Here is a 23,774-nt window from a genome sequence, read left to right as displayed (position 1 = left end):
AGGACGGTGACCATTTTCAGAAAGACAAGGCCTTCGAAGGCAAAGAAGGTCGGCGGTCGAGATCATGGCGTCCTATCCTCTAATGGGAGCGCGCGCGTAGCGACAGGCGCTTCATTTGGCGTGTTATGATATGAGAAGCTGATTTGGCGACGTGATGGGCAATTCTTATGAAAAATCGGGCTTCGGTACGGTCCATCCAGCCCCGCAGAAAGACTGCGAGGGTCATTTGAAGAAGGCGTCTGGCGCACACGAGCAGAGCGGCGGCGACGAAAAGCTCGCATCGGTCCCGGATCCGGATGACGAACCGCGTCATGTCGCTAACTCTATTGCCATCTAAAGCGGACGCCGACGACAGCCGCATCGTTCAGGCGGCCGTCGCCGCCGGGATTGCGCACATATTGAAGGTCAGGCTGCACGGTGAGGTGATCGTTCAGATCCCGCTGATAGGTCAGTTCGGTCGTCGTCTCAGTCGCGCGACTCGCGTCCGAAACGGCGCGGAAGGGCGCGCCAAGATGCGCCTGCATGATCGAGACGCCGACCCGATCCCTGGCCGGGCCGAAGACGCAGCCTGTGCAGACAAGGCCGCCGCCGATATACCGGTCGAGCTTCAGGACGCGGTCATTGGCGATTCCAGCCCGCAGCCAGCCCTTCAGCCCCCGGTCGCCGTCGCTATCGTCGCTGATCAGGCTCAGACCGATCTGCGCATAGCTGCCCTGACGGTGGCTTAAGCCGCCTGCGTCCAAAGTCCGCGTGGCGATGGTATAGTCCCAGTGACCGAGCTTGACGAAGCCATTGCCGAAGCGATGCTCCACCTCCACGATACGCTGCAAGCCTTCATCCTTGCGCAGGCGAAACGATACGAACACCTTTGGATGTTCCGGGTCGCCGGGTGCGCCGTCGAACAGGCCCGCCCTAAGGCTTGTCGCCTGGGTCATCCGCCATTCCGCCACGACGCCCGGCCCCGTGACCGGGAAGATCGACGGCCCCGCCTGTGAATAGTCCGGCCCGATGCCGTCGGAGGAGTTGAGGAACAGCGATCCAACCGGCTGGGTGTCGAAAATGCTGTTAAGATTGATCAATCCAATCGTTGTCTGCCAACGGCTATCGCGCGACCTGTAGTGCGCCCAGGCCTCGAAGAGGCGCGCGGCGGGCACTGCGTCGATATTGGAAACGGTTTGCAGATCGCCGCTGTAACGGCTTGAAAAGCCGCCCCCGCCATCGACCAGTACATAGGCGAAGGCGTCCCAGCCCCGGTTGCCCGACCATGCCGCAGTGAGATCAAGATTATGCATGACCTTTGCGCCTCGGCGCAGACCTCCGCCGGTATTGTCTAGGACGTCGACGGTCATTGCAGGCGCGACCGCGAATGTGTCGGCGCTGGCGGCGAACGCAAAAGCCGAGAAAAGCCCCGTCAAGGATATTATGACGACAGGCGCGCGCCTTCGAAGGCATGTGTGAACAGCAACCATGGGCGACCCCCATAAAGCTCGGGTGCGGAGTTTTACGACCTGGCGAAATGCCTGCGGATAAACGTGGAAAGAACGACCAGCAGGAGAAGCGCCATCACGACCAAACCTACAAATATCTGATCGCGTGTAGGCTTCCTTGCACGACGCTTGGAACGACGCTTTCGCATGGCTATTCGGGGTTCTCGAGACTGAACTGGTCGGCCGCCTCGTCATAGGCGAAGACTTCGGCGTAGCGGCCCCACTGGATGACGGACTTCAACGTCAGTTCTGCGAACTCTTCTGACATAAGGTCTTCGAGCTCGTCACGGAACCGGCGGGCGGGCGCAAGGTGACTGGCGCGTTCGTCCAGCACGCGCCGCACATGGGCGGCCAGCGGCACATAGTTGAGCAGGTGGCGCGCAAACAGGCGCTTGCGGTCATCGACGGCGGCGTCGGCAAAGCGCCTTGCGTCCGGAGTCAAAGTCAAGGAGCCGCCTTCCAGTTCGGCGAAGCGGAACAGTTGCAGCACTTCGGCGATTGGGAACAGTAGGTCCGCCTCGTACTGAGTCTCATGCGCCAGCCGGGCGAGATCGGCCTTGCCATTATAGGGCTCGGCGGCCACGGCCTCCATGAGACCGGCGAGGGTATTGGTGGAGACGCGCGGCAGGGCCATGCCAATACCCATGCCGGGGAACAGGCCCTCACGCGGCTGGTCTCCGACTTTTTTCTGCGTCATGCGGCGATAGATGTCATCGACCAGAGTGCGGAAGGCGGGCGCTTGGCGGTTGCGCGGCTGGGGCAGATCGACCCGGATCTCGGCGACAATGCGACCAGGATTGGACGAAAACACTAAAATGCGGTCGCACATCAGCACCGCCTCTTCGATATTGTGGGTGACCATAAGGATCGACTGGATCGGCATGCGGCCCTCATACCAAATGTCGAGCAGGTCGGTGCGCAGGGTCTCTGCGGTCAGCACGTCGAGCGCCGAAAACGGTTCATCCATCAAAAGAATCGACGGGTCGACGACCAGGGCGCGCGCCAGGCCGACGCGCTGACGCATGCCGCCGGACAACTCCTTCGGGTAGGCGTTCTCAAAGCCATCGAGCCCGATCAGGTCGATCGCGGCCAGCGCTTTCTTGCGCCGGGTCTCCTTATCGACCTTTTGCGCCTCGAGTCCGACCTCGACGTTTTCCAATACGGTCAGCCATGGAAACAGGGCGAAGGTCTGAAAGACCATCGACACCGAAGCCGGTTTTTCGCCGATGCGGTGCGGAAAGCCGATCATGCCCTCGCTGGGCTTGATCAGGCCGGCAATCGAGCGCAGCAGGGTCGACTTACCAGAGCCGGAGCGGCCCAGTAGGCCGACGATTTCGCCTTCTTTCAGCGACAGGTTGACATCGTCAAGGACCAGCAGATCCTTGCCGCCGGACTTGCCATAGAGGTGTCGAACCTTGCGGACGTCGACGAGCGTACGGGCGGGTTCAAGATCGAGGGGCATGGGCTGACCTCCTAATTGATGCGCAGACGACGTTCGGCATAGGCGTACATGGGCCGCCAGACCGAGCGGTTAAAGGCAATGACGAGAATGCTCATCACGGCGATGCCAAGCGCGACGCGGGCATAATCCCCGTTCGCAGTCGCTCTGGCGATGTAGGCGCCGAGGCCATAGGCTTCGAGATGGGTCTTGCCCCAGTCCACGGCCTCGGCCACGATACTGGCGTTCCATGAACCGCCAGACGCGGTGAGTGCGCCGGTGACATAGTAGGGAAAGACCGCCGGAAGGGCGACCTGGCGCCACCATTGCCAGCCGCGCAGGCCGAACATGTGCGAGACTTCCTTCATGTCGCCCGGAATGACGCTGGCGCCGGCGATGACATTGAACAGGATGTACCATTGGGTGCCGAGGATCATCAGAGGCGATAGCCAGATGTTCGGATCGAGTCGCAGGCCGACCACCAGCATGGCGACGACAGGGAACAGGACATTGGCTGGGAAGGCCGCCAGAAACTGCGTGACAGGCTGCAAGCGCTCGGTCCAGGCCGGACGAAGGCCAATCCATACCCCAACCGGAACCCAGACGAAGCTGGCCAGGGCGATCAGCACAGCGACGCGCGCCAGTGTCGCCAGCCCCATGCCGATAACCTGAAGCAGATCGCTCCAGTTCAGGCTGTGGGCGATATAGCGCGTCACCTCAACGACACTGATCAGGCAGATGAGGCTGACCAGCACGATCCAGCCGATGTCGAGCCAGCGGTTGGTTCTGGCCGAAATCTCGATATGCGGCGCGGTCGGCAGCGGCACGTTGCGCAGGCTTGCCAACGCCTTGAAGGGGTGGCCTATCAGGCCAAAGGCTTTGCGCAGCAGACGGGTGCGGTGGACCAGGTCATAGAGCCAGGATTGGGGCGCCTCACCCGACGCGGTTTGCTCGAAGCGGAACTTGTCCGCCCAGACGACGATGGGGCGGAAGAAGACCTGGTCATAGATCAGGATGACGATCGCCATGGTCACGACGCCCCAGGCTACTGCGCCAAGGTTTTGATGGGCGATCGCAACTGCCAGCCATGATCCGATTCCAGGCAGGGCGATGCTGGTATGGCCGACCGTGATCGCTTCAGAGGCCACGACAAAGAACCAGCTTCCCGACATGGACATCATCATGTTCCAGACAAGGCCGGGGATGGCGAAGGGCAGTTCGAGCCGGATAAAGCGCCGCCAAGCGGAAAAGCCGAAATTGCGCGTCACTTCGTCAAGGTCGGATGGTAGGGTGCGCAGCGACTGATAGAAGCTGAACGCCATGTTCCAGGCCTGGGCGGTGAAGATGGCGAAGATGGCTGCGCATTCCACGCCGAGCTGGCTGCCCGGAAACAGGTTCATGAACATGGTGACCGTAAAGGTCAGAAAGCCCAGCACCGGCACGGATTGCAGGATGTCGAGCGCGGGCACGATGATCATTTCGGCCTTGCGGCTGCGCGCGGCCAGGGTAGCGACGATGAAGGTAAAGACCAGTGAAGCGCCCAGAGCCAGAAACATGCGCAGGCTGGTGCGCAGCGCATATTCGGGCAGATGCGACGGATCGAGGCTGACTGGCGTGTTCTTGAGCTGAGACAGCGGCAGGCCCATCTGCTGGGCGCCGTGAAGCACCAGAACGGCCAGACTGGCGAGCAGGACAAAGGCGGCGACGTCCGCCCAACCCGAACGTATGGTGGCTGGCGTCAGGCGAGCAAGAGGATGCGCGCCTTTTGCGTCTTCGAAAAAGAATACCATGGTTCACCTGGGTATAAAGAGGTCGCCGCAACGATCTCCGCAGGTAACCAGACCCGGCCGGCGCCTATACGAAGCCGTTACGGCTGTAGGGATCGACTACTGTCGCTGGGCATGGGTTCGGAGTTCCTTGAAATGTCGTGAATATGCTGATTTCGACGACGTGCGCGCTTTAGAGGTCGTTCATGGTTCAAGTCAAGCTAAGACACAATGAGTATACCTTCGTATAATTCGTGCGATGTCGCAGCGGGTGCGAGAACCTGCGAGAATTGGGCAGGAAAATCAGGCGTTCTCGCGCGGGCCTTCGTCGCAACTTGGCTGTTGCATATTGCCCTATCAGAGCTGGCACCCGGAATATGTAGGCTTGGATTGGTGGTGTCGTTCCCGTGCAGAAATGTCCGGTTTGTGGCTCTTCGCGAAAATGATGAAAAAGTTCGCCTTTTAGCGTGAAAGCGACGGCAGGAAAGATTTGAGAGTTGACTTTAATTTGATGATTGGCTAATTATCAAATCATGAACATGGTATTTAAAGCCCTCTCCGATCCTACGCGCCGTCAGGTCCTGCAACTCTTGCAGAAAGGCCCAATGAGCGCAGGTGACCTTGGCGATCATTTCGACGTCACGAAATCGACTATGTCAGCGCACTTCGCGGTTCTGAGGGAAGCGGGCCTTGTCGATGTCGAGAAGGCCGGTAAATCCGTCATCTATCATCTAAAGCTTTCGGTGCTCGAAGAGGCGCTTCTGGGCTTTGCCCATTCGTTCGGTATCGGCGGGGAGACTTCATCGCCAGGCAAAAATTCCAAGGTGGAGGCATCCCAATGAAGATTAACAATGAAATCCTGGTGGGCCTGGTTTGCGCCGGCGCCATGCTGCTCATATCGGTGACCACGAAACTCGCCCATGATCATGGCCTTGTTGACGGTGATGTCGTCCAACGCGCTATTGGTATGAACGGGCTGCTGGTGGCGTTCCTTGGCAATCGCGTACCTAAGAGGGTCGTGCGATCCGCTTGCGCGCGGCAGGCGATGCGGGTTTCTGGTTGGTCGCTGGTTTTGAGCGGTTTACTCTACGCTGGCCTTTGGGCTTTCGCGCCAATCTCAGTGGCCGTGGCTTACGGAACAGGCGCGCTCTTTGCGGGGATCATTTTTACGCTTTGCTATTGCGTTTGGCTGGACGGACGTACTCGGTGCCCTGCCTGAATTTAGGCGCCATTAAACTTCAACGAGGGGATCTCATGAAAAAGCTTATATGGATGGCAGCGGGCATCGCCCTGCTGGCAGGAGAAGCCGCGCGCGCCGAGGACGCCGCTGGGGACTGGGCCGGCGTAATCGCGGGGCAATTGCATATCGTTGTGCATCTGACGCGCGGGGGCGACGGCAAACTTACCGGCTCGCTGGAAAGCCTGGACCAAGGCGACGCAAAGATTCCGCTTGGCACCGTGGATTCGTCTTCCGGCCATCTGAAGTTTACAGTGCCGCCGGTTAACGGAAGCTATGAGGCCACGTGGAACCAAGCTAAAGCTCAGTGGACCGGCACCTGGCGTCAGGGCAGGGACATTCCTCTTGATCTGCATCGCGCCGGGGCAGCGGAAATCTCCGCGCCCAGGCGCCCCCAGGAAGAGGCGATAGCCCACGGGCAGATGCCTTACGTAACCGAACAGATCAGTTTTACCAACTACCAGACGGAAGGCGTAACCTTAAGAGGCGCTTTCAGTAAACCAGCCGGCGCCGGTCCATTTCCGACTGTAGTGCTGATTTCCGGGTCGGGCCCGAATGATCGCGACGAGAACCTGCTGGGGCACAAGCTTTTTCTGGTTCTGGCCGACTATCTCAATCGCCAGGGTTTGGCCGTCCTGCGCTACGACAAGAGGGGCGTCGGGGAGTCTACCGGCGATTACGCTACCGCGACAACGGCGGATTTCATCTCCGACGCCTTGGCGGCGACGACGTATCTCAAGACACGCAGCGATGTCGATCACCATCATGTTGGTCTGATCGGGCATTCCGAGGGCGGCCTCATTGCTCCAGCCGTGGCTGTGTCCGATTCTGGCGTCGATTTTATCGTTCTCATGGCCGGAACTGGGGTGCGGGGCGACGAGGTTCTGCTTCGTCAGGGCGAGCTGATAGAACGCGCCAACGGCGCCCCAGAGGCCTTGGTTGCCAAGGATGCGGCGATGCGTAAAGCCGCCTTCGACATCATCGAATCTTCGATCGATCCGGCCGATGCACGCATTAAACTAAAGGCTGGCGTTGAAAGAGCGGTCGCTAACGGAGCTTTCACGAAGGAAGCTGGCGACCAATATGTAGCCGCTTTGACTACACCGTGGTCGTACTCATTCCTTCGTTACGACCCCGCGCCCATTCTGCGAAAGGTGCGCGTCCCCGTTCTAGCCATTGGCGGCTCGCTCGACCTCCAGGTCGAGCCCCAGGAAAACCTGGCGGCAATCAAGGCCGCACTCAGCGAAGATTCTGATGTGACCGTAAGAGAGCTGCCAGGCTTAAACCATCTGTTCCAAGAGGCTAAGACGGGTTCTCCCGCTGAATTTGGCCGCATCGACGAAACACTGTCACCAAAAGCACTGCAGATCATAGCCGACTGGTGTTTGGCAAGATCAGGCCCAAAGTCTCAGTGACCCCGACGTCGCCCCCTGCTGTGATCCGCGTTGGCGGAGACAATCGAAATCCAATGACCGCTTTCGGGCGCGAGAGATGTGAGATCCGCCAATGACCGCAATGGGGCGCTCAACCGACTTGGGTGGGGATGTCGTCGCCATTGTAATTGCTGACGATAACGCGATTGCGGCCAGTCTTCTTAGCTTTGTAGAGGGCAGCATCGGCCGCCTCCAGCAGGGCGATCGGCTCGGTAGTTTGCTTCGTTGTCGCCACGCCGATGCTAACGGTCAAATTCAAATTACCGCTGCTTGTCTCAAAACAGGTTGAGGCGATCACCTCCCGTAGTCGCTCTGCAACATCCACAGCGCCAAGCGAATCCGCCCCTGGCAGGATTGCCGCGAACTCTTCGCCGCCGATGCGGAAGACTTTGTCGAAAGGACGCACATTGCGCCTCATGGCATCCGCAATTATTGAAATGGCCTGATCCCCGACCGCGTGGCCATAGGTGTCATTGACGCGTTTGAAGTGATCTATATCGACAGCCAGGAGCGCGGTTTGTTCGCCAAAGCGCTTCTGTCGCGCGCTAACCTCGACCATGGCTTCGTCAAACGCGCGTCGGTTGCCGAGTTTTGTCAGGCTATCCTCATGCGCCAGCGTCGACAACGCTTGTTCTGAGTCGTGGATGCGACCGATCATCCGATTAAACTCTTCGGCGACACGTTGAAGTTCGGGCGGTATTGCAATTTCGATCCGATGAAGGCGATCACCCTCCGCGAAGCGTGATGCACCTGCAACGAGTCGATCGACGCTGCTAGCCATAACACGACCAATTAAATAGGCGCCGGCAACTACCATCTGAAGCGACAGTACCGCTGCAATGGCCGCGATCCAGATCGCATGATCGTAGGCGCGAACGGCAGTGTCGTGGTCATTGTCAAGATCCGCCGCCAAGCGTTCATGAATAGTCGTCAACTTATCGTTGGCCGCTGAAATTTCGTCTTGAAACTGGCGTTGGAGCTTCAGTTCTTCAGGCGTAGCGGGGAGCCTTGCTTCTGCAATAAGGCTGGTCGCGTACTGATCGGCGTCCGCCCAGTTTGCTTGTGCCCGCATCAATAGAGGACGTAACGACGGCTCGCTCTTAAGCGCCTCACTCACAACGGAAAATTCTCGTTCGATCGTTTTTCTTTGAGCGCGATACGTGTCGAGTGATTGATAATCTCTAATTTCGACGTAGTCATCAATTGCAGGGTGGGTCTCCAGGATCAGTACACGCAAATTCTGAACTGGCAGAATTTCATGACGCTGACGCTGTGCGACGTCGCTGAAAGGACGGATCACCCCCAGGTCAAACAGTACAAAGCCGCCGATCGCTGAAACGGTCAATGGGGCTAGCGCCATGCACATACCCAAGGCGACCCAAAACCGTAGAGATTTTCCCTGAATGAATTGAAGCAACACTTCCTCCGACACCCACATGCAGTCCGTTATGATGACAGAATTTCCTGTACAAACGGTTGACCTCGATGTTGCCCCATGTCTTGATCCGGTTGGCAGGAGAAAATTGGGGCGGCGATGACCGCTTACGGGCGGTCAGGTAATTAACTCGACATATGGCCGCTCTGGAGGCCATTGCGTCGTCGGGCCTGCCTTGCTTCGAAGGGTGCAAGGGCGTCGCTAAATCGTTAACGTTCGTCACAATTACCGAGGTCTCTGAGTGTGATGCCTCTACGCCGAAAGAAGCCGTAGAGCGTCTCGATCCGTGGGACATCTCAGGCTTTGACCATTATAGTGAGCTGGCCCTCAATGCTGGATTTGAACAGCTGAACCAGGCTTTCGACTCTGGCAGCCGGGAGGTTCCGCTTTCGCTCTGGCCATGTCAGCTTTGGGGCGCGAGGCGGCCTATGAATACTTTGAATGTCGGCATCATAAACTTCTGCCCGGCTGAGTCGATTTTTGGAGATGAAATCCAGGCAGCCTGTTTCGAATTTGTCTGAAATTCCATTCGCGCTTTTTGGCTTCATGGGGAGGATCTCGCAGTGAATTATCGAGCCCTGAAACGACTAAATGGGGCGCCAATGTGAGATGGAATTCAGTCGCATTTCTGCGCGGTTACGTCTGGAGGATAAGCTTTGTTGCGACGGCCAGATAAGGCTTCAGCCAACATATCCTGATCGAGTTCGCCCTGCCAGCGGCTGATGACGATGGTGGCCACCGCATTGCCGATGAAGTTGGTGACGGCGCGGCACTCCGACATAAAGCGATCGACGCCGAGAATGATGGCGATGCCGGCGACCGGCACGGCGGGGATGACCGACAGGGTCGCCGCCAGCGTGATGAAGCCCGCGCCGGTGACGCCCGCCGCGCCCTTGGAGCTGAGCATGGCGACGCCCAGCAGCAGCAATTGCTGTTCGAGGCTGAGATGGGTGTTGGTCGCCTGCGCGATGAACAAAGCCGCCAGCGACATGTAGATGTTGGTGCCATCCAGATTGAACGAATAGCCGGTCGGCACGACAAGGCCGACCACCGAACGCCCGCACCCGGCGGCTTCCAGCTTCTCCATCAGGCTGGGCAGGGCTGATTCCGACGACGAGGTGCCGATAACCAGCAAAATCTCGCTTTTGATGTAGGCCAGAAGGCGCAGGATGGAAAAACCGTTGAGCAGCGCGACGAAGCCCAGCACGACGAGGATGAAGACAAGCGAAGTCGCATAGAAGCTGCCGACCAGCGCGGCCAGATTGACGATGGCGCCGATGCCGTACTTGCCGATAGTGAAGGCCATCGCCCCGAAGGCGCCCAGCGGCGCCAGCTTCATCAGGATATCGACGACGCGGAATACGGCCTGTGAAAAGGCCTCCAGCACGACGAGGGCCGGACGCGCCCGCTCGCCCGCCATCGAAAAGCCGACGCCGAACAGGATGGCCACGATCAGCACCTGTAAGATGTCGCCCTTGACGAAGACGCCGACGAACGAGGTCGGGATCAGGTCGCGCAGAAAGCCCGTCACCGTGGCGTCGTGCGCCTTGGCGACATAGTCCTTGACCGAGTCGGTGTTCAGCGTCGCCGGGTCGATATTCATGCCCGCGCCCGGATGCAGCACATTGGCTGAGATGACGCCGACAATCAGCGCAAAGGTCGATACGACAAGAAAATAGCCGAGCGCCTTCAGCGCCACCTTGCCGAGCGCGCCCAGACTGCCCATGCCCGCAATGCCGGTGACGATGGTCAGGAAGATCACCGGCGGGATGACCAGTCTGACCAGTTGCACGAACAGATCGCCGAGCAGTTTGAAGCGAACCGCAAGATCGGGCGCGAAATGGCCCAGCGCGACGCCTGCGGCAATGGCCATCAACACCCATAGATAGAGGCGACCGCTCCGGTGCGGGCGCGCCGCCGTTTGATCGGAATGGATGTCAGCGATTATGGCCATGTTGGCGCCTTTGTCAGGGGGCGCGCCGCAGATGCACGCCCGGCATTGGATGTGATCTATTGCGTTCCGGCAACCAGAATGCGGAAGCTGCCGGGGATGATGTCGGGCTTTCCACCTGCTTCAGACGCTGGCGCGAGGTCGGCGACCGGTAGATAGATACGGCCGCTGTCCGGATCGAGCGCGATGGTGCGTGCGCCGGGAATGGTCTTCAGCGTCTGAATCACGCGCGGCGCGCCATTTAGCGCGATAACGCTTAACGTGCCGTCACGGCAGGGAATATAGGCGAGCTCCCGTCGGGCGTCATAGACAGCGCCATCCGGGCCCTCGCCGATGGCGAGGGTGGCGACAGCCGCGCCGGTGCGGGTATCGGTCAGACGGGCCACGCCATTGTCGCAGGCCGACAGCACCATGTCGCGGCCATCAATATAGGCCATGCCGGAGGGGCTTTCGCAGCCCTCGAGCAGATAGACGTCCTTCACGGCCAGTTTTTCGGCGTCAAGAACGACCAGTTTGTTCTTGTCTTCGAGGTGGGTGAAGACAAGGCCGCCGCCATCTGTGGCGCTGCCTTCCGGAGCGCCCGGAACGGAGATGCGGCTGGTGATGGTCATGGCGGCGGGGTCGATCACATCCACCTCTGCGCCCGCATTATCGAGCACGAAGGCCCTGGCTGAGGCCGGATCGTAAATCGCGCCGTCGGGCTTGGAGGCGGTATCCAGCGAAGCGATGAGCTGGCCGGTATCAGCGTCAATAAAGGACGCCTTGTTCGCTGCGCCCTGGGTCAGGAGCAGGGCCTTGGCGCCGGGCAGGGGCAGGGCGATATGGGCGCCGTTACTGTCGGCAAATTCCGCCGCGACCTGGCCGCTGTTAAGGTCGATGCGGACAAGATGCGCATTATGCGCAACATAAAGCGCGCGGCGGCTGGCATCGAGGCTGGCATAGTCCCAGCTACCCTCGCCACCCACCGCGATTTCACTAAGAATTTTTATCTGCGGCGCAGGTTGCGGGCTGGTTTCGGCATGGGCGGATGCCGCCATTGAGGAAAGCAATAGTGCGAGCGCGGCATAGACAGACTTTGACATGATGATATTTTTTCTGAGTAAAATGGAAGGCGAAGTCAGTTTTAACATGCGAAAATGATCCGACACTGAGTGAACAATTAAAGATGTTTCGAAAAAAAATCATATAAATATCAGTTGATCATTATGGCGTAACCTACACCGCGCACATTGCTGATAAAATTGCGATGAAGCTTCCTGCGTAAGGTATAGATCGAGACCTCGACCGCATTGCTGTCGGGCGTTCCGTCCCAGTTATAAAGTTGTTCTTCCAGTTCGGCGCGGCTCATGATGCGGCCCGGCTGCTGTATCAGCAGGAAGAGGATCTGATATTCCCGCGTGGTCAGATGCACGGGTGCGCCGCCTCGCTTGACCTGCCGCCGGGCGGTGTCGATCACAATGTCGCCCAGGCAGATGCGGCTTTCGCTGCGGCCTTCGCGACGGCGCTGCACCGCTCGCAAACGGGCTGTCAGCTCGGACAGTGCGAAAGGCTTTACGAGAAAGTCGTCAGCGCCGTTGTCGAGATGGCGGACGCGATCTTCGATCCTGTCATTGGCGGTGATCAGCACGACCGGCAGGCGGGAGCCCTGCCTCAGGGTGCGCAGCACGGCCTCGCCGGACATGGCGGGCAGGTTGATGTCCAGTATAGCGGCCTGATAGGGATGGACGCTAAGGGCCTCGACGGCGCTTTCGCCGTCTTCGACCCAGTCAGGCGCGTAACCCGCCTGAGCCAGTCCGGCGCAAAGCGCGCGGGCCAGCATGACGTCATCTTCGGCAAGGAGCAGGCGCATGTGTTCAGTATCCGCCTTCGCCCAGTTCATCGGCGACGGCGGGGCCGGCTTCATCTCGGACCGCCTTCTTGTCGCTTGTCACCTTGAGAAACGCTGGATTGCCAGCCAGCCCGGCCCGCACGCGCGCCATGCTGTCCTCGCGCATGGCCAGAGCTTCGTCATCGTGGTAACGCAAAAGGATCAACGACTGCCAGGGGCGGTCGATCGGATAGGTGCTGAAGTGGATTTCGTAACCGTTCAGATCGTGGCTTTTCATCAGGGCGTCGAACTGCAGGTCAATCGGACGCAGATAGTCCTTATAATCGGGCAGAGGCGCGTGGACGTGATAGGGTACGACCAGAAAAACCTGTGAGGCGTCTTCTTTGCTTGAGGCGCCTGAACCGGCGATCGTGCTTTGCGGCGTGGTGACGATCTTGCTGACCAGGCTGGCGGCTTCGGGCGCAAGGCCCGCAGGCGTGGCCGCTTCGACGGTTTTCCAGCGACCGAGGGCCGCGGCGTCTGGGAAGGTCAGAACCTCCATCGCATCCCATTGACCGGCATCGGCATAGCGGGTGAACAACAGGCGGTAAGAGGACAATAGCCCCGACTTGCGCCAGGCTTCCAATCTCTGAAGCTGTGTTTGCGCCAAACTGGCGCGCAACGAAGGGCGCTGGTTGGGCTGGGTATAGAGCTCGATAACCAGCCCCGATGAGGGTTGGGCGGCGTGGGCTGCGCTGGTCATTAAGCCCAGGCTGCTAGCTATTCCGACTGCACACGCCAGATGGCGGCCAAAGATAGGCCAGATGCGGGACATGATCTTCCTCCATATATTTATCTTTGATCAGACTCTAGGCCGAGAAGCTGTCATCGGCTTGTTATGGGTTGGCCGCGTCATGCAGAGTCTTTAGTGGCGGCGCATCCGGGCTTTCGGTTACGAAGCGGTCCGTATAGGTGGCGGCGACATCGATGCCGCGATAGGTGGGGTTAAGCGCTGCCATGGCCTCCAGCTCCATGCGCGCCCCATCGGACGGCATCAAACCGTCGCCGTCGAACATCAGCTTGTCGCTGACGAGGCGGGCGACATAGGCCTGCGGATCGGGACCCTTATCGGCTACCGGCAAAGCCGCCGCGATTTCGGCGGCGCTGTGCGCACGGATAAAGGCCAGAGCGCGCAGACAGGCGTTTACCAGATGCTGCGCCTGATCGGGGTGCGCCTCGACCCAGCCCGTTGGCAGATAGAGGCTGGTCGACGGATAGAGCGCGCCGAGGCTGGCCAAAACGCCCGCGCGCGAATTGAAGTCGGCGTAAACGAAGGCGGCCCCTGACGCGACATAGGCCGAGGCGTCGGGCTCATGCGCGACGACCCCGTCCGCCGCACCATCGACAAGAGCCTTCGCCATATCGGTCTGAGAGGTGGGTTTCAGAGCCACGTAGTCAGCCAGCGAAAGCCCGTCGTGCAGGATCAGCGCGTTCATCGCCGTCGTCTTGCCGGAATTCGACCCACCGGTAAAAATCCGCAGGCCCTTCAGGTCCGCGGGCGTCCTTACCCTGTCCCTGAGGCGGCTGGCCAGAAGCAGTTTTTCTCCCGGCGAGATGCCGAGCACGACGACGGCTTCGGTGTCCAGCTTCGCGTCGGTGCGGGACATGAAGGTGTGGTGATAATAGGCCACTACCCCGTTGGCGCGGCCATCGCCGAGCAAATCGAGCGGCGTCGGCTTGGCTGGGGCGTCGAGGAGGCGCACATTTAGGCCCTCATCATGGAAATAGCCGAGACGTTCGGCCAGCAGCACCGGGAGATTGCGCGTCTGTGTCACGCCATCGACGGCGAGGGCGAGCTGATATTCCGCACGTGGCGCAGCATCCGCGGGGTGGGCCAGCAGCAGGCAGGCTAAGGCGCTGAGGATCAGGCGTCGCATAAGGGCTCTCCGTTTAATCAAAAGGTACGCCAATTATGGCTTTGACGATGGTGTGGTCACGACTCGCGCCGTAACCCGCGCCAAGGCCCAGTTCCAGATCCCATTTGCCCAGCCTGCTGTCGGCAACGAGATATGCCGCCTGATCATTGGCGGCGAAATGGCCGAGGCTATTGACCGGGCCCATGCCATTATAATTTTCCAGGCCAATCGTAAGGTTGCGTCCGATTTTACGGGTGACGCGTGTGGCTATTTCCAGCGTTGTTGGCGCCGACTCCGGCCCGGAAATCTTGAAGTCGAGATTGAGATTGACCGCAAAGGTCCACGGGCCGGAACGCTTGCCGAGAATGCCTTTCAATTCGCCATTGTAAGGATTGACGTCCAGCTTGCGCCCGACCTGGCCGACTTCGAGATTAAGACCGGAAAACCAGCTCTGCCCCGGCTTTTCCGGGGTGATATACTTGATGCGGAATTTCACGCCATCGGCGCTCAGCTTGCCCTGTGAGCTGACATCGGCCAGCGGCAAATACATGCCCAGCTCGATATTATCGGTCAGGCCATAGGCGAACTCCGGCGTCAGGCGCAGCCGATGCAGGGGGGACTGTTCGCCCGCATAGTCTGGCGCGCCATTACCATCGACGACATAGTTAGCATGAACATCGAGGCCGAAATGTCCGGCCTGACTCATATCATCCATATAGACCTGAATTTCCTCATCGGCAGCGTGGGCCGGATGTGCAATCAAAAGGAAGCTCAGCGTCGCAAGCAGCGCGGTACCTGTGGAGCGCAAGGGTTGGACCAGAGGCAAGACGTGGGTCTGGGCGGGGCGCATGGGTGTCTCTTTCGGCTTTCAAAGATCGAGAACAAGCAGAGGGCTTCTGGCCCGGGAACAGCACGGCGTCATCTGATCGTTACGGGCATGTTCTGCGGGCGACAGGACGACATCGCGGTGTTCGACCTCGCCCTCCAGCACCTGAGTGAGGCAGGCGCCGCATACGCCCTCCGAACATGAGGTGGGAATACGCAGTCCATGCTGTTCAAGGGCCGCGACGAGGGTTTGATCGGCGGCCACGTCCAGCACAGCCCCCGAACTGGCCAGCTTGACCTGGAAGGGCAGGTTGACGGCGTCGCTGGCGGCGGCTTTGAAATATTCCTGATGGATATGATCTTGCGCCCAGCCCGCGGCGGCTGCCCGGTCGCGCACGGCCTCAATCAGGCCAGCCGGGCCGCATACATAGATGTGGCTGGCCGGATCGGCGGCGGCGAACACGCGATCAAGATCGAGATGCTCACCCTGGTCATTGCGGTAGAGGTGGGCCGCCTGCGCGAAGCCGGAGCTGGTGATGCGCTCGGCGAAGGCCATGCGTCCAGCGGTGCGGGCCGTATAGTGGAGTACGAACGGCGCATCTATCGCGGCAAGGCGTTCTGCCATGCACAGGATCGGCGTGATGCCGATGCCACCCGCTATCAGCACGACGGGGCCTTCGATATGGGTGAGGTGGAAATGGTTCTTTGGCAGGCTGACCTTGAGTATATCGCCGGTTTGCACACGCTCATGCAGACCCTGGGAGCCGCCGCGTGAATCGGGCGTTTTGAGTACGGCGATCAGATAACGGTGCGTCTCCCTGGGGTCGTTGCACAAGGAATACTGGCGCGTCAGGCCCTGTGCGATCTCAACCTCGATATGCGAACCGGCGCTGAAGGCGGGCAGGGGCCGGCCGTCCGTGGCGGTCAGTTCGAAGCTGACAATATCTTCGGCCTCGACCTTGCGGTTCACCACGCGCAAGCAAAGGCTTGGTGTGGAGCTGGCTTTGGCGGCATTTTTACGTAGCCATTTGCGTAGATAGGGATTGGCGCCCGTATAGGCCTGAACCGGCACGCAGAAACATGCGATCACGAGCGCGAGCTGATAGACGATGCCGCCGACCAGACCAGAATGCAGGGCCAGAATGTACAGATAGGCCTTTCGCCCGGCCGACACGCCTGTGGCGTAGGGCGCGGCCCTGAGCAAATGGCCATCTGCGGCAGCGAAGAACAGATAGGATTTGGCCTCGATATGCGGTGCGCTACGCTCGATCACCTCGACCTTGAGCGCGCCCTGACCGGGCTTGGGCGGGCTGATGGCCATCCAGGTCATGTCGGGCATATGGGTGCGTACACCGTCATCGAGGGATTGCCACGATGTCATGTGCGCGCCTTTTGGCATGGCGATCTTCGGCGGTTTTGGGGCATCGGTCGTGGAGTGCGTCGCCCAGGCCAGTGGCAGGCGCGCCCAGTCGAAAGCGATGGGCAGGCCCGTTACGGTCAGCAAGAGCAGTAGCGCCGTGGCCCAGATGCCGATCACCTTGTGCAGGCTCAGTTCGCCCGCCAGCCCCTTGAGTCGCGGATTGAAGACAAGCGCGGCTTTCAGGTCGGCCGGGCGGCGTGGCCACCATAGGATGACTCCGCCGACGATCAGGATCAGGGCGAAGGTCAGATCAAGTATACCCGCAATCGTGCGGCCATTGTGGATGAAACGGAAGCGATGCCAGCCGTCCAGTGTGCCGAAAAAGCCGCCATAGGCATTTTGCTGACCCAGAATTTTCGCCGTGCAGGGATCGACATAGACATAGGTTTTATCTTTGAACAGCACGGCGGTGGAGGTGGCCGCCTCGGCGCGCAGCTCTATGCTGTCGAGGCCCTTGCCAGGATGGGCGTTTCTGGCGCTGGCGACCTGGGTGTCAAGCGGCAGGGGACTGGCGCAAACAGAGGCGCGCACCAGATGAGCGTTGAGCTGATCCTCGAAATGACCGCGCATGACCACGATCCCGCCAGTAACAGCCAGAAAAACCATCGCCAGTCCGGCGGTCAGGCCCACCCATGTGTGGAGCCAGGTCAGGGATTTTCGAAAGCGGCTGTGCATTGGGATGAAGTCACCGGCTGGGTTGCGGAGATAAAATAGCCGTGACCCTCCCTAAGGCAGTCCGAAAGATCACGGCTCAGTTTGCGCCCGGTCACGGGAGGGGTAAATGCCCTGCGGGCCGGAACGCGGTAAGGGCAGGCAGGTGGGGAGGACACCAGCCTGCACGAACCCTAGAAATGCGTTCTCAGTGTCAGTGTCATGGTCTCCGGCTCACCCGGCATGATCGCGATCGCGCTGGAGGCGCTGGCGTAATAGCGAGTATTGAACAGGTTGCTGACCTTCAGGGTGAGATCGACATTGCGGATTGTATAGTAAAGCGCCAGGTCGGTTATCGTATAGGCGGGCATGGTCAGGGTGTCGGTCGAGGTGGCGGTGGGCAGCAGGCCATTGCGGGCGCTGACATAGGAGACACCCAGTCCAAGGCCCAGACCGTTGAGCGCGCCTTTAGTTATATCATACCTCGTCCAGATGTGGGCGTTGTCCTTGGGCACATTGGGCAGGAGCGCGCCGACCTGATTGGCGATGTTCGACTGGCTGACGATGGAGTCGAGGTGTGAGTAGCCGAAGAGGATCTGCCAGTTGGGAATGGGCTGGGCATTGATCTCCAGTTCCTGCCCCTTGGATTCTTCCGCGCCGAGCTGTTCGGCGCAGGTGCCGAGCGGGCAGGTAAAGGTGTTGATCACATGCTTCTTACGAATATCGAAACTGGCCATGGTGAAGCGCAGGCGGTGATCGAGCAGGTCTGATTTCAGGCCGACCTCGACGGACGAGGCTGTAGTCGGTGTAAAGCTGTACTGGCCGTTGATGTCCTGATTGGAGGCGGGCACCGGCACGAAGGAGGTCGAGTAACTGGCGTAGAGCGACCATGATTTGGTAGGTTCGTACACGATCCCGGCCATCGGCAGGGCGTCGTGGTTCGAGCCGGACTGAGTTGGCACATTCGGCAGCTTCAGCTCGGCAATCGTGAAGTCTTCCTTTGAGTAGCGCGCGCCGATCATCGCCTTCAGTTGCGGCGTGAAGGTGATCAGGTCAGAGATATAGACGCCGAAAGCATTATTGGTGGTCAGGCGGTCATTGAGATTTTGGGGGGTGTTGCTGTTGACGGCCGGATAGGTCGAATAGTCGCGCGCCAGACCATGTTGCGGGTCAAGCACCGATACGGTCAGGGAGTCCGTGCCGGTATTGGGCGCATTATAGAACTGAGTGCGGTCGAAGTCCGAGGTTTCCCTGCCCCAGTTGACCCCGGTGACCAGCTTATTGGCAATGCCGACAACGTTGAAATCCCATAAAAGGTTGGCGTCGCCGAACCCGTAGGTCCGCTTGTTGATCTGGCCGCGCACACGGCGGGTAAGGGTCAGGCCGTCAGCGGAGATCTTGTTGACATCAAGACCGGTCGCGCCGTCTTCGTGATTCACATAGCGATAGCTGAGATTGCCATGCAGACTGGTCGAAAAATCGTGCGTGACGAACAGGCTGGCGGTCGCGCCGCGTTCATACTGGCTGTCGCCCGGCTCCTGATAGGTGGTGTTGATCGGCGCCACATTGGCGATCAGGTTACCGGGAGCCACGAGATAGGAATCGTAGTGCGTCTTCGTGCGGCGATATTCAAGCTGCAGCGTTGCGCGGGTTTCGCTGCTCATCTCCCAGGTCAGGCTGGGCGCGACATAGACCGGATATTCGAAATCGTTATCACGGAAGCCATGCGTGCTGCCGCCCTGGGCGACGATGCGGTACAGAAAATGCTTATCCGTGCCGGGAACGGGCCCGGTGGAATCGACGGCGATGGCGCCGCCGCCCTCATGGCCGTAACCGGCCAGGCTGGCATCGCCTGTGGCTTCGATTTCCGTGTGCTGGAAACGCTCCGGCTTCTTGGTGACGATATTGACGAAACCACCGGGCTGAACCTGGCCATAGAAGATCGAAGCCGGTCCCTTGACGACCTCGACATGGTCGGTGCCGATGGTGGGCGGCGAGCCGAAACGCACGGTCAGGCCCGGTAAACCATCCGTCATGATGGCGTTGCGGTCGGTGGCGGCGGTCTTGAAGCCGCGCAGAGTCATGTCGTAACCCGTATTGCCCGCACGCTGCACGCCTGTCATGTACTTGTAGAGATCAGCAACTTGCGTCACTTCAATGGCGCGCATGAATGAGCCGGAATAGGTAGCCACCGTCATCGGCGTGTCCATGACCGGAATTTTCAGCTTGGTGCCAGAACTGGCGTTGCGGTCGAGAAACTTGCCGGTGACGACGACCAGGGTGGTGTCCTTGTCCTTCGATGCATCGTCAGTCGTTGTCGGGGCGGTTGCTCCGGCAGTGGTCTGGTCGGCTGTTTGGGCATGGCCAGTGAGTGGCGGCCACATCAGCGGCGTCGCCAGCCAGACGCCTATCAGCAGTTTTGTACGGGTTTTCATGTTTAGCCTCCCTGCCGGTCATCGGAGAGTCCGCCGTGACCGTTGTTATCGTGTTTTACGCTTTGTCCAGAGGGCCGCCATGAAAGCGACAGGAAATCAGACTGCCTGTGCTGCAACCGCGAAGAACTGGCATATTCTTCTATGTTACAGAGGAAGACATTCATTTCGGCGTCAGTAACGGCAAGCATGCCCTCTGGCACGATTGGCTGTAGCTGACGGTCGTTTCCCTGCTCTCAGGCGATAGTTTACTTCGCCCCTTGGTTAGTGTTGAGACTAGCGACTCAAGCTGTCACATAGCTGTCGTCAAAATTCTCCGAAAAATTTAAATCAACCTGTCTCAGCCCCGATGTTCACCGGATAGAGCCGCTTTGACGCGCACGGCGCTTGCAGGCGCCGGGCTGGCCGCAAAAGGCCGGCTGCACAGGATACCGATCAGGGCGACGACGGCGGCGGCGCTCAGCCACAGGCCCGGCGCGGCCTTATTACCAGTATAGGCGATCAGAGCAGTCGCAATTGCAGGCGTAAAGCCGCCCAGACAGGTAGCCAGTGAATAGGCGAGGCTGAAGCCGGTGGCGCGAACGCGCGGCGGCACGACTTCGGTGAGATAAACGACGGTGGCGCCATTATAGCTGCCGAAGATGAAAGACAGCCATAGCTCTACCAAAAGAAGACGCATGAAGGACGGCGCTGTTGTCAGCCAGATCAGGGCGGGGTAGGCGGTAAGGATCGCCAGCAAGGTCATGGCGATCATGATCGGCTTGCGCCCGATACGGTCGGACAGGGCGCCCGACAGCGGCAGCCAGATCAGGTTGGTCACACCGACGCAGACCGTGACCAGCATGCTTTGCCACACCTTGAGGTGCAGAACGCTGCGACCGAATGTGGGGGTATAGGCGGTGATCAGGTAGAAGCAGACCGTCGTCATCATCACCATCATCATCCCAGTTATGATGATACCAAAATGGCGCACGAGCGTGCTGCCGATCTCGGCAAGATCAGGATGATGCGGCGCGGCCTCAAATGCGGCCGTTTCGCTCAGAGATGCTCTCAGCTTGAACAAAAGCGGCACCAGCGACAGGCCGATGAGCAGTGGAATGCGCCAGCCCCAGGCCGAGATCTGGCTGGCGTCCAGAAAATGATTCAAGGTCAGGCCAAGGAAGGCGGCGAAGATCACCGCCACCTGCTGGCTGGCCGATTGCCACGACACCCAGAAACCGCGCGTGGCAGGTGTGGCCATTTCCGACAGATAGACCGACACCGAACCGAGTTCGACACCTGCCGAAAGACCCTGCAACAGGCGTCCGCACAGCACCAGAACGGGCGCCAGAAGGCCGATGCGGCTGTAGCCGGGCACGATGGCCAGCAAAAGCGTGCCGACCGACATCAGCGACAGGGTGAGAATAAGGCCCTTGCGCCGGCCAATCCGGTCGGTATAGGCGCCAAGCACGATCGCGCCCAAAGGACGCATCAGGAAGCCCGCGCCGAAGGCCATGAAGGCGGCCAGCAGCGAAACGAGCGGATTGCCCGATGGGAAAAACGCCTTGCCGATGGCCGCGGCGTAATAGCCAAAGACCATGAAATCGTACATTTCCAGGAAGTTGCCACTGGCGACCTGGAGCGTGGCCTTCAGGCGGACACGGTTTTCGGCTGTTATCAAAAGTGTCAAGATATTCGTCCCTGTGGACCGCTCAGGCGCACCGAAGCGCGCGGCGGTCGTGATCCGGAGGCCTGATCTGTTGGCGTGGTGTCGGCCCTGCGCCAGACCCTAGGCGTTCAAGCTGTCATGAAGCTGTCAGGTCACTGTAAAATTTACAGTTCGGAGTAAGAATCAGGCGTATTCGCCATCGGCTAACGGGAAATCGACGACGACACGCAGACCTTGGCCATTCTCGGGCGTCGAGAGGGTGATATGTGCGCCCAGCGTATCACCCAGCGTGCGCGCAATCGCCAGACCCAACCCGCTGCCGCTGTGATCGGCGTCCGGCGACAGGCGGATGAAACGCTCGAAGACCCGCTCGCGGTCAGCGGGCGGAATGCCGGGGCCGTCATCCTCGATGCTGACCCGCGCCCGTCCGTCCGCAGCAAAAACGCTCAGAGTCACATGTCCGCGCGGACGGTTATAGCGGATGGCGTTGTCGATCAGATTGGTGATCACTTCATGGGCGAGAGGCTCGTCCGTCATGGCCCAGACGGGGTAAGCCGGGGCTTCCAGCGCCAGATTGACCCGGCGTCGCGTCGCCATCATGGCCAGATCAGAAGCCGCCTCCTGCACAAGCTGCGACAGGTTGCAGGGCGTTTGCGCAGTCGGCAGGGGCGTCGCTCCATCGACGCGGCCAAGCGCCAGAAGCTGCGTGACCAGCCGCTCAAGCCTGTCAACGGCCTCGTCTATGTCATGCAATGAGCTGCGGGAGGTCTTGTCGGGTGGACTGGCCTTTTTCAGAAGGGCGACATGGCTGCGCAGCACCGAGAGAGGCGTGCGCATCTGATGCGAAGCGTCGGCGCTGAACCGGCGCACCCCCTCCACCGCCAGATCGAGGCGATGCAGCAGGGCATTGAACGAACTGACCAGTCCGCGCAGCTCGGCGGGGGCCTGCGCCAGAGGGATCGGCGTGAAATCCTGCGCATTGCGGCTGTCCATCGTGGCGCGCAGGCGCACCAGCGGATGCAGGCCCCAACGTATCGCAAGCGGAATCAGCACCAGAACCAGCAGGATCAGCGCACCTTCCAGACTGCCGAGAATCCAGAGTATATGACGGGAAATCACAGTTCGCCCGCTGGTCGTCTCAGCCACCTCGACCACGATCAGGCCATTCAGCCGCGGCAGGCGACGCGCCTCGGCCACTAGGCGAATGGGCTGGCCGCGATAAACGTCGTCGATAAAGGTATGTTCGCCATCGGCAAGGCCTGCGCCGATCAGCGGCAGATCGGCATAGCCGGTGATCACCTGCCCCTTGTGGTGGATGGTGTAATAGACATTATCCTGGGCGTTGTTTTCCAACATGCCAAAGGCAGAAGGCGGCAGGTCCAGCGTAACCTCGCCCTTGTCGACGGCCAGGGTTTCGGCAATGGCGTGCGAGGAGGCCAGCAGGATGGTGTCGCTGACGGTCGTAACGGCATGGCGCACCGAGATGGCTCCGGCAATGCCGAGCGCCAGCGCCAGCAGCACCATTGGCACAATCAGCCCGCCGATTAGCCGTCCGGTCAGGGACGGCGAACGCTCCGCCGGAAGCGCATGACTGTTGACCGCCTCGGCCATCAGCCCGGATCCAGCATATAGCCAAGTCCGCGCAGGGTGCGGATCTGAGGGCCGTCGGGCTCCAGCTTGCGCCGCAGCCGCGCCACATACAGTTCGATCGCATTGGGTGCGACGTCATCGTCGTAATTGAACACTTCGGCGGCTAACCGCTCTTTCGGTACGACCTTGCCAGGCCGGGCGATCAGGCGCTCCAGCACAGCGCGTTCGCGACGGCGAAGATTTATCTCGCGGTCATTGACCGTCACGAGGCCAGTTGTGGCGTCAAAACTGAGAGCGCCAATCTGAATAACCGGCGAGGCTTCGCCCGTACTGCGCCGTAGCAGCGCGCGCATCCGGGCTTCCAACTCCATCGGATCGAAGGGCTTCAGCAGATAGTCGTCGGCGCCGAGATCCAGTCCGCGCACCTTGTCGGTAACCCTATCGCGCGCCGTCAGCATCAGGACCGGCACTTTTTCTCTGTTCTGACGCAGACGCGCCAGCACATCAAATCCGGTCACGTCCGGCAGGCCGATATCGAGAATGATCAGCGCATAAGGTTCGTCATGCGCCATGTCGAGCGCGTCCTGCCCATTGGCGGCCACATCAACGGCATGTCCTGAGGCGGCGATCAGGCTGCTCAGGCCACGCGACAAGGCCGCATCATCTTCCACGACTAATATACGCGCCATGATCCGTTCGCTTCTTCCGCCCTGCAGGGGCGCGCCGCCGGTTTTCGCC

19 protein-coding genes are annotated in these 23,774 nt (G+C 60.1%); 4 read left to right on the top strand and 15 right to left on the bottom strand.

Features of this window, described 5'->3' with window-relative positions; translation table 11 throughout:
* Positions 1 to 323: 323 nt before the first annotated feature.
* From ACTHLA_RS14005 to ACTHLA_RS13995, 3 genes are all read right to left on the bottom strand, one after another.
* Positions 324 to 1,292: a carbohydrate porin gene (locus ACTHLA_RS14005; RefSeq protein WP_440190485.1), complete on the bottom strand. Its 969-nt coding sequence runs from the start codon at positions 1,290 to 1,292 to the stop codon at positions 324 to 326.
* A gap of 346 nt (positions 1,293 to 1,638) precedes the next feature.
* Positions 1,639 to 2,949 (bottom strand): ABC transporter ATP-binding protein, encoded by a 1,311-nt coding sequence (locus tag ACTHLA_RS14000; protein WP_440190482.1) that lies wholly within the window; start codon positions 2,947 to 2,949, stop codon positions 1,639 to 1,641.
* A gap of 11 nt (positions 2,950 to 2,960) precedes the next feature.
* The gene (locus ACTHLA_RS13995; RefSeq protein WP_440190479.1) at positions 2,961 to 4,715 is read right to left on the bottom strand and encodes an ABC transporter permease; all 1,755 of its coding nucleotides are present in this window, start codon (positions 4,713 to 4,715) and stop codon (positions 2,961 to 2,963) included.
* A 509-nt stretch (positions 4,716 to 5,224) separates the two neighbouring features.
* On the opposite strand from ACTHLA_RS13995, the gene ACTHLA_RS13990 reads away from it, so the two are divergent.
* The 3 genes from ACTHLA_RS13990 to ACTHLA_RS13980 are packed head-to-tail and all read left to right on the top strand — an operon-like array spanning position 5,225 to position 7,343.
* Positions 5,225 to 5,533, top strand: coding sequence for an autorepressor SdpR family transcription factor (locus ACTHLA_RS13990; protein WP_440190476.1), 309 nt, complete (start codon positions 5,225 to 5,227; stop codon positions 5,531 to 5,533).
* Complete coding sequence (locus ACTHLA_RS13985) at positions 5,530 to 5,910, top strand: hypothetical protein (RefSeq protein WP_440190473.1); 381 nt, start codon at positions 5,530 to 5,532, stop codon at positions 5,908 to 5,910. Before ACTHLA_RS13990 ends, ACTHLA_RS13985 begins: the two co-directional genes overlap by 4 nt.
* A gap of 35 nt (positions 5,911 to 5,945) precedes the next feature.
* Positions 5,946 to 7,343, top strand: a complete 1,398-nt coding sequence (locus ACTHLA_RS13980) for an alpha/beta hydrolase family protein (protein ID WP_440190470.1) — start codon at positions 5,946 to 5,948, stop codon at positions 7,341 to 7,343.
* A gap of 109 nt (positions 7,344 to 7,452) precedes the next feature.
* Here the strand turns inward: ACTHLA_RS13980 and ACTHLA_RS13975 are convergent, their stop codons facing one another.
* A complete protein-coding gene (locus tag ACTHLA_RS13975) occupies positions 7,453 to 8,799 on the bottom strand; it encodes a diguanylate cyclase (protein WP_440190467.1) in 1,347 nt (448 codons plus the stop codon).
* A 134-nt stretch (positions 8,800 to 8,933) separates the two neighbouring features.
* Here ACTHLA_RS13975 and ACTHLA_RS13970 point away from each other — a divergent pair, with 134 nt between their 5' ends.
* Positions 8,934 to 9,317, top strand: coding sequence for a hypothetical protein (locus ACTHLA_RS13970; protein ID WP_440190464.1), 384 nt, complete (start codon positions 8,934 to 8,936; stop codon positions 9,315 to 9,317).
* A 95-nt stretch (positions 9,318 to 9,412) separates the two neighbouring features.
* Here the strand turns inward: ACTHLA_RS13970 and dctA are convergent, their stop codons facing one another.
* The 11 genes from dctA to ACTHLA_RS13915 all read right to left on the bottom strand — a co-directional run bounded on the left by dctA (position 9,413) and on the right by ACTHLA_RS13915 (position 23,725).
* Positions 9,413 to 10,750, bottom strand: coding sequence for a C4-dicarboxylate transporter DctA (dctA, locus tag ACTHLA_RS13965; RefSeq protein WP_440190461.1), 1,338 nt, complete (start codon positions 10,748 to 10,750; stop codon positions 9,413 to 9,415).
* A 56-nt stretch (positions 10,751 to 10,806) separates the two neighbouring features.
* Positions 10,807 to 11,784: a YncE family protein gene (locus ACTHLA_RS13960; RefSeq protein ID WP_440190458.1), complete on the bottom strand. Its 978-nt coding sequence runs from the start codon at positions 11,782 to 11,784 to the stop codon at positions 10,807 to 10,809.
* Positions 11,785 to 11,939: 155 nt separating this feature from the next.
* Complete coding sequence (locus ACTHLA_RS13955) at positions 11,940 to 12,596, bottom strand: response regulator transcription factor (protein ID WP_440190455.1); 657 nt, start codon at positions 12,594 to 12,596, stop codon at positions 11,940 to 11,942.
* Between the two features lie 4 nt (positions 12,597 to 12,600).
* Positions 12,601 to 13,317: a hypothetical protein gene (locus ACTHLA_RS13950; protein ID WP_440190452.1), complete on the bottom strand. Its 717-nt coding sequence runs from the start codon at positions 13,315 to 13,317 to the stop codon at positions 12,601 to 12,603.
* A gap of 133 nt (positions 13,318 to 13,450) precedes the next feature.
* Positions 13,451 to 14,491 carry an ABC transporter substrate-binding protein gene (locus ACTHLA_RS13945; protein ID WP_440190449.1) on the bottom strand — a complete coding sequence of 347 codons (1,041 nt, stop codon included), beginning with the start codon at positions 14,489 to 14,491 and terminating at the stop codon, positions 13,451 to 13,453.
* 13 nt (positions 14,492 to 14,504) lie between these two features.
* Positions 14,505 to 15,320: a hypothetical protein gene (locus ACTHLA_RS13940; RefSeq protein ID WP_440190446.1), complete on the bottom strand. Its 816-nt coding sequence runs from the start codon at positions 15,318 to 15,320 to the stop codon at positions 14,505 to 14,507.
* 18 nt (positions 15,321 to 15,338) lie between these two features.
* Positions 15,339 to 17,390, bottom strand: coding sequence for a PepSY domain-containing protein (locus ACTHLA_RS13935; RefSeq protein WP_440190443.1), 2,052 nt, complete (start codon positions 17,388 to 17,390; stop codon positions 15,339 to 15,341).
* Between the two features lie 170 nt (positions 17,391 to 17,560).
* Positions 17,561 to 19,801 carry a TonB-dependent siderophore receptor gene (locus tag ACTHLA_RS13930; protein WP_440190440.1) on the bottom strand — a complete coding sequence of 747 codons (2,241 nt, stop codon included), beginning with the start codon at positions 19,799 to 19,801 and terminating at the stop codon, positions 17,561 to 17,563.
* A 337-nt stretch (positions 19,802 to 20,138) separates the two neighbouring features.
* Positions 20,139 to 21,467 (bottom strand): MFS transporter, encoded by a 1,329-nt coding sequence (locus ACTHLA_RS13925; protein ID WP_440190437.1) that lies wholly within the window; start codon positions 21,465 to 21,467, stop codon positions 20,139 to 20,141.
* A 162-nt stretch (positions 21,468 to 21,629) separates the two neighbouring features.
* Positions 21,630 to 23,057 carry a sensor histidine kinase gene (locus ACTHLA_RS13920; protein ID WP_440190434.1) on the bottom strand — a complete coding sequence of 476 codons (1,428 nt, stop codon included), beginning with the start codon at positions 23,055 to 23,057 and terminating at the stop codon, positions 21,630 to 21,632.
* Entirely contained in the window at positions 23,057 to 23,725 is a 669-nt protein-coding gene (locus ACTHLA_RS13915) for a response regulator transcription factor (protein WP_440190431.1), read from the bottom strand. Before ACTHLA_RS13915 ends, ACTHLA_RS13920 begins: the two co-directional genes overlap by 1 nt.
* Positions 23,726 to 23,774: the final 49 nt, after the last annotated feature.

The sequence above is a fragment of the Asticcacaulis sp. genome (genome assembly GCF_051956075.1).
GTDB lineage: Bacteria > Pseudomonadota > Alphaproteobacteria > Caulobacterales > Caulobacteraceae > Asticcacaulis.
This window is presented reverse-complemented; position numbering and strand designations above follow the sequence as displayed.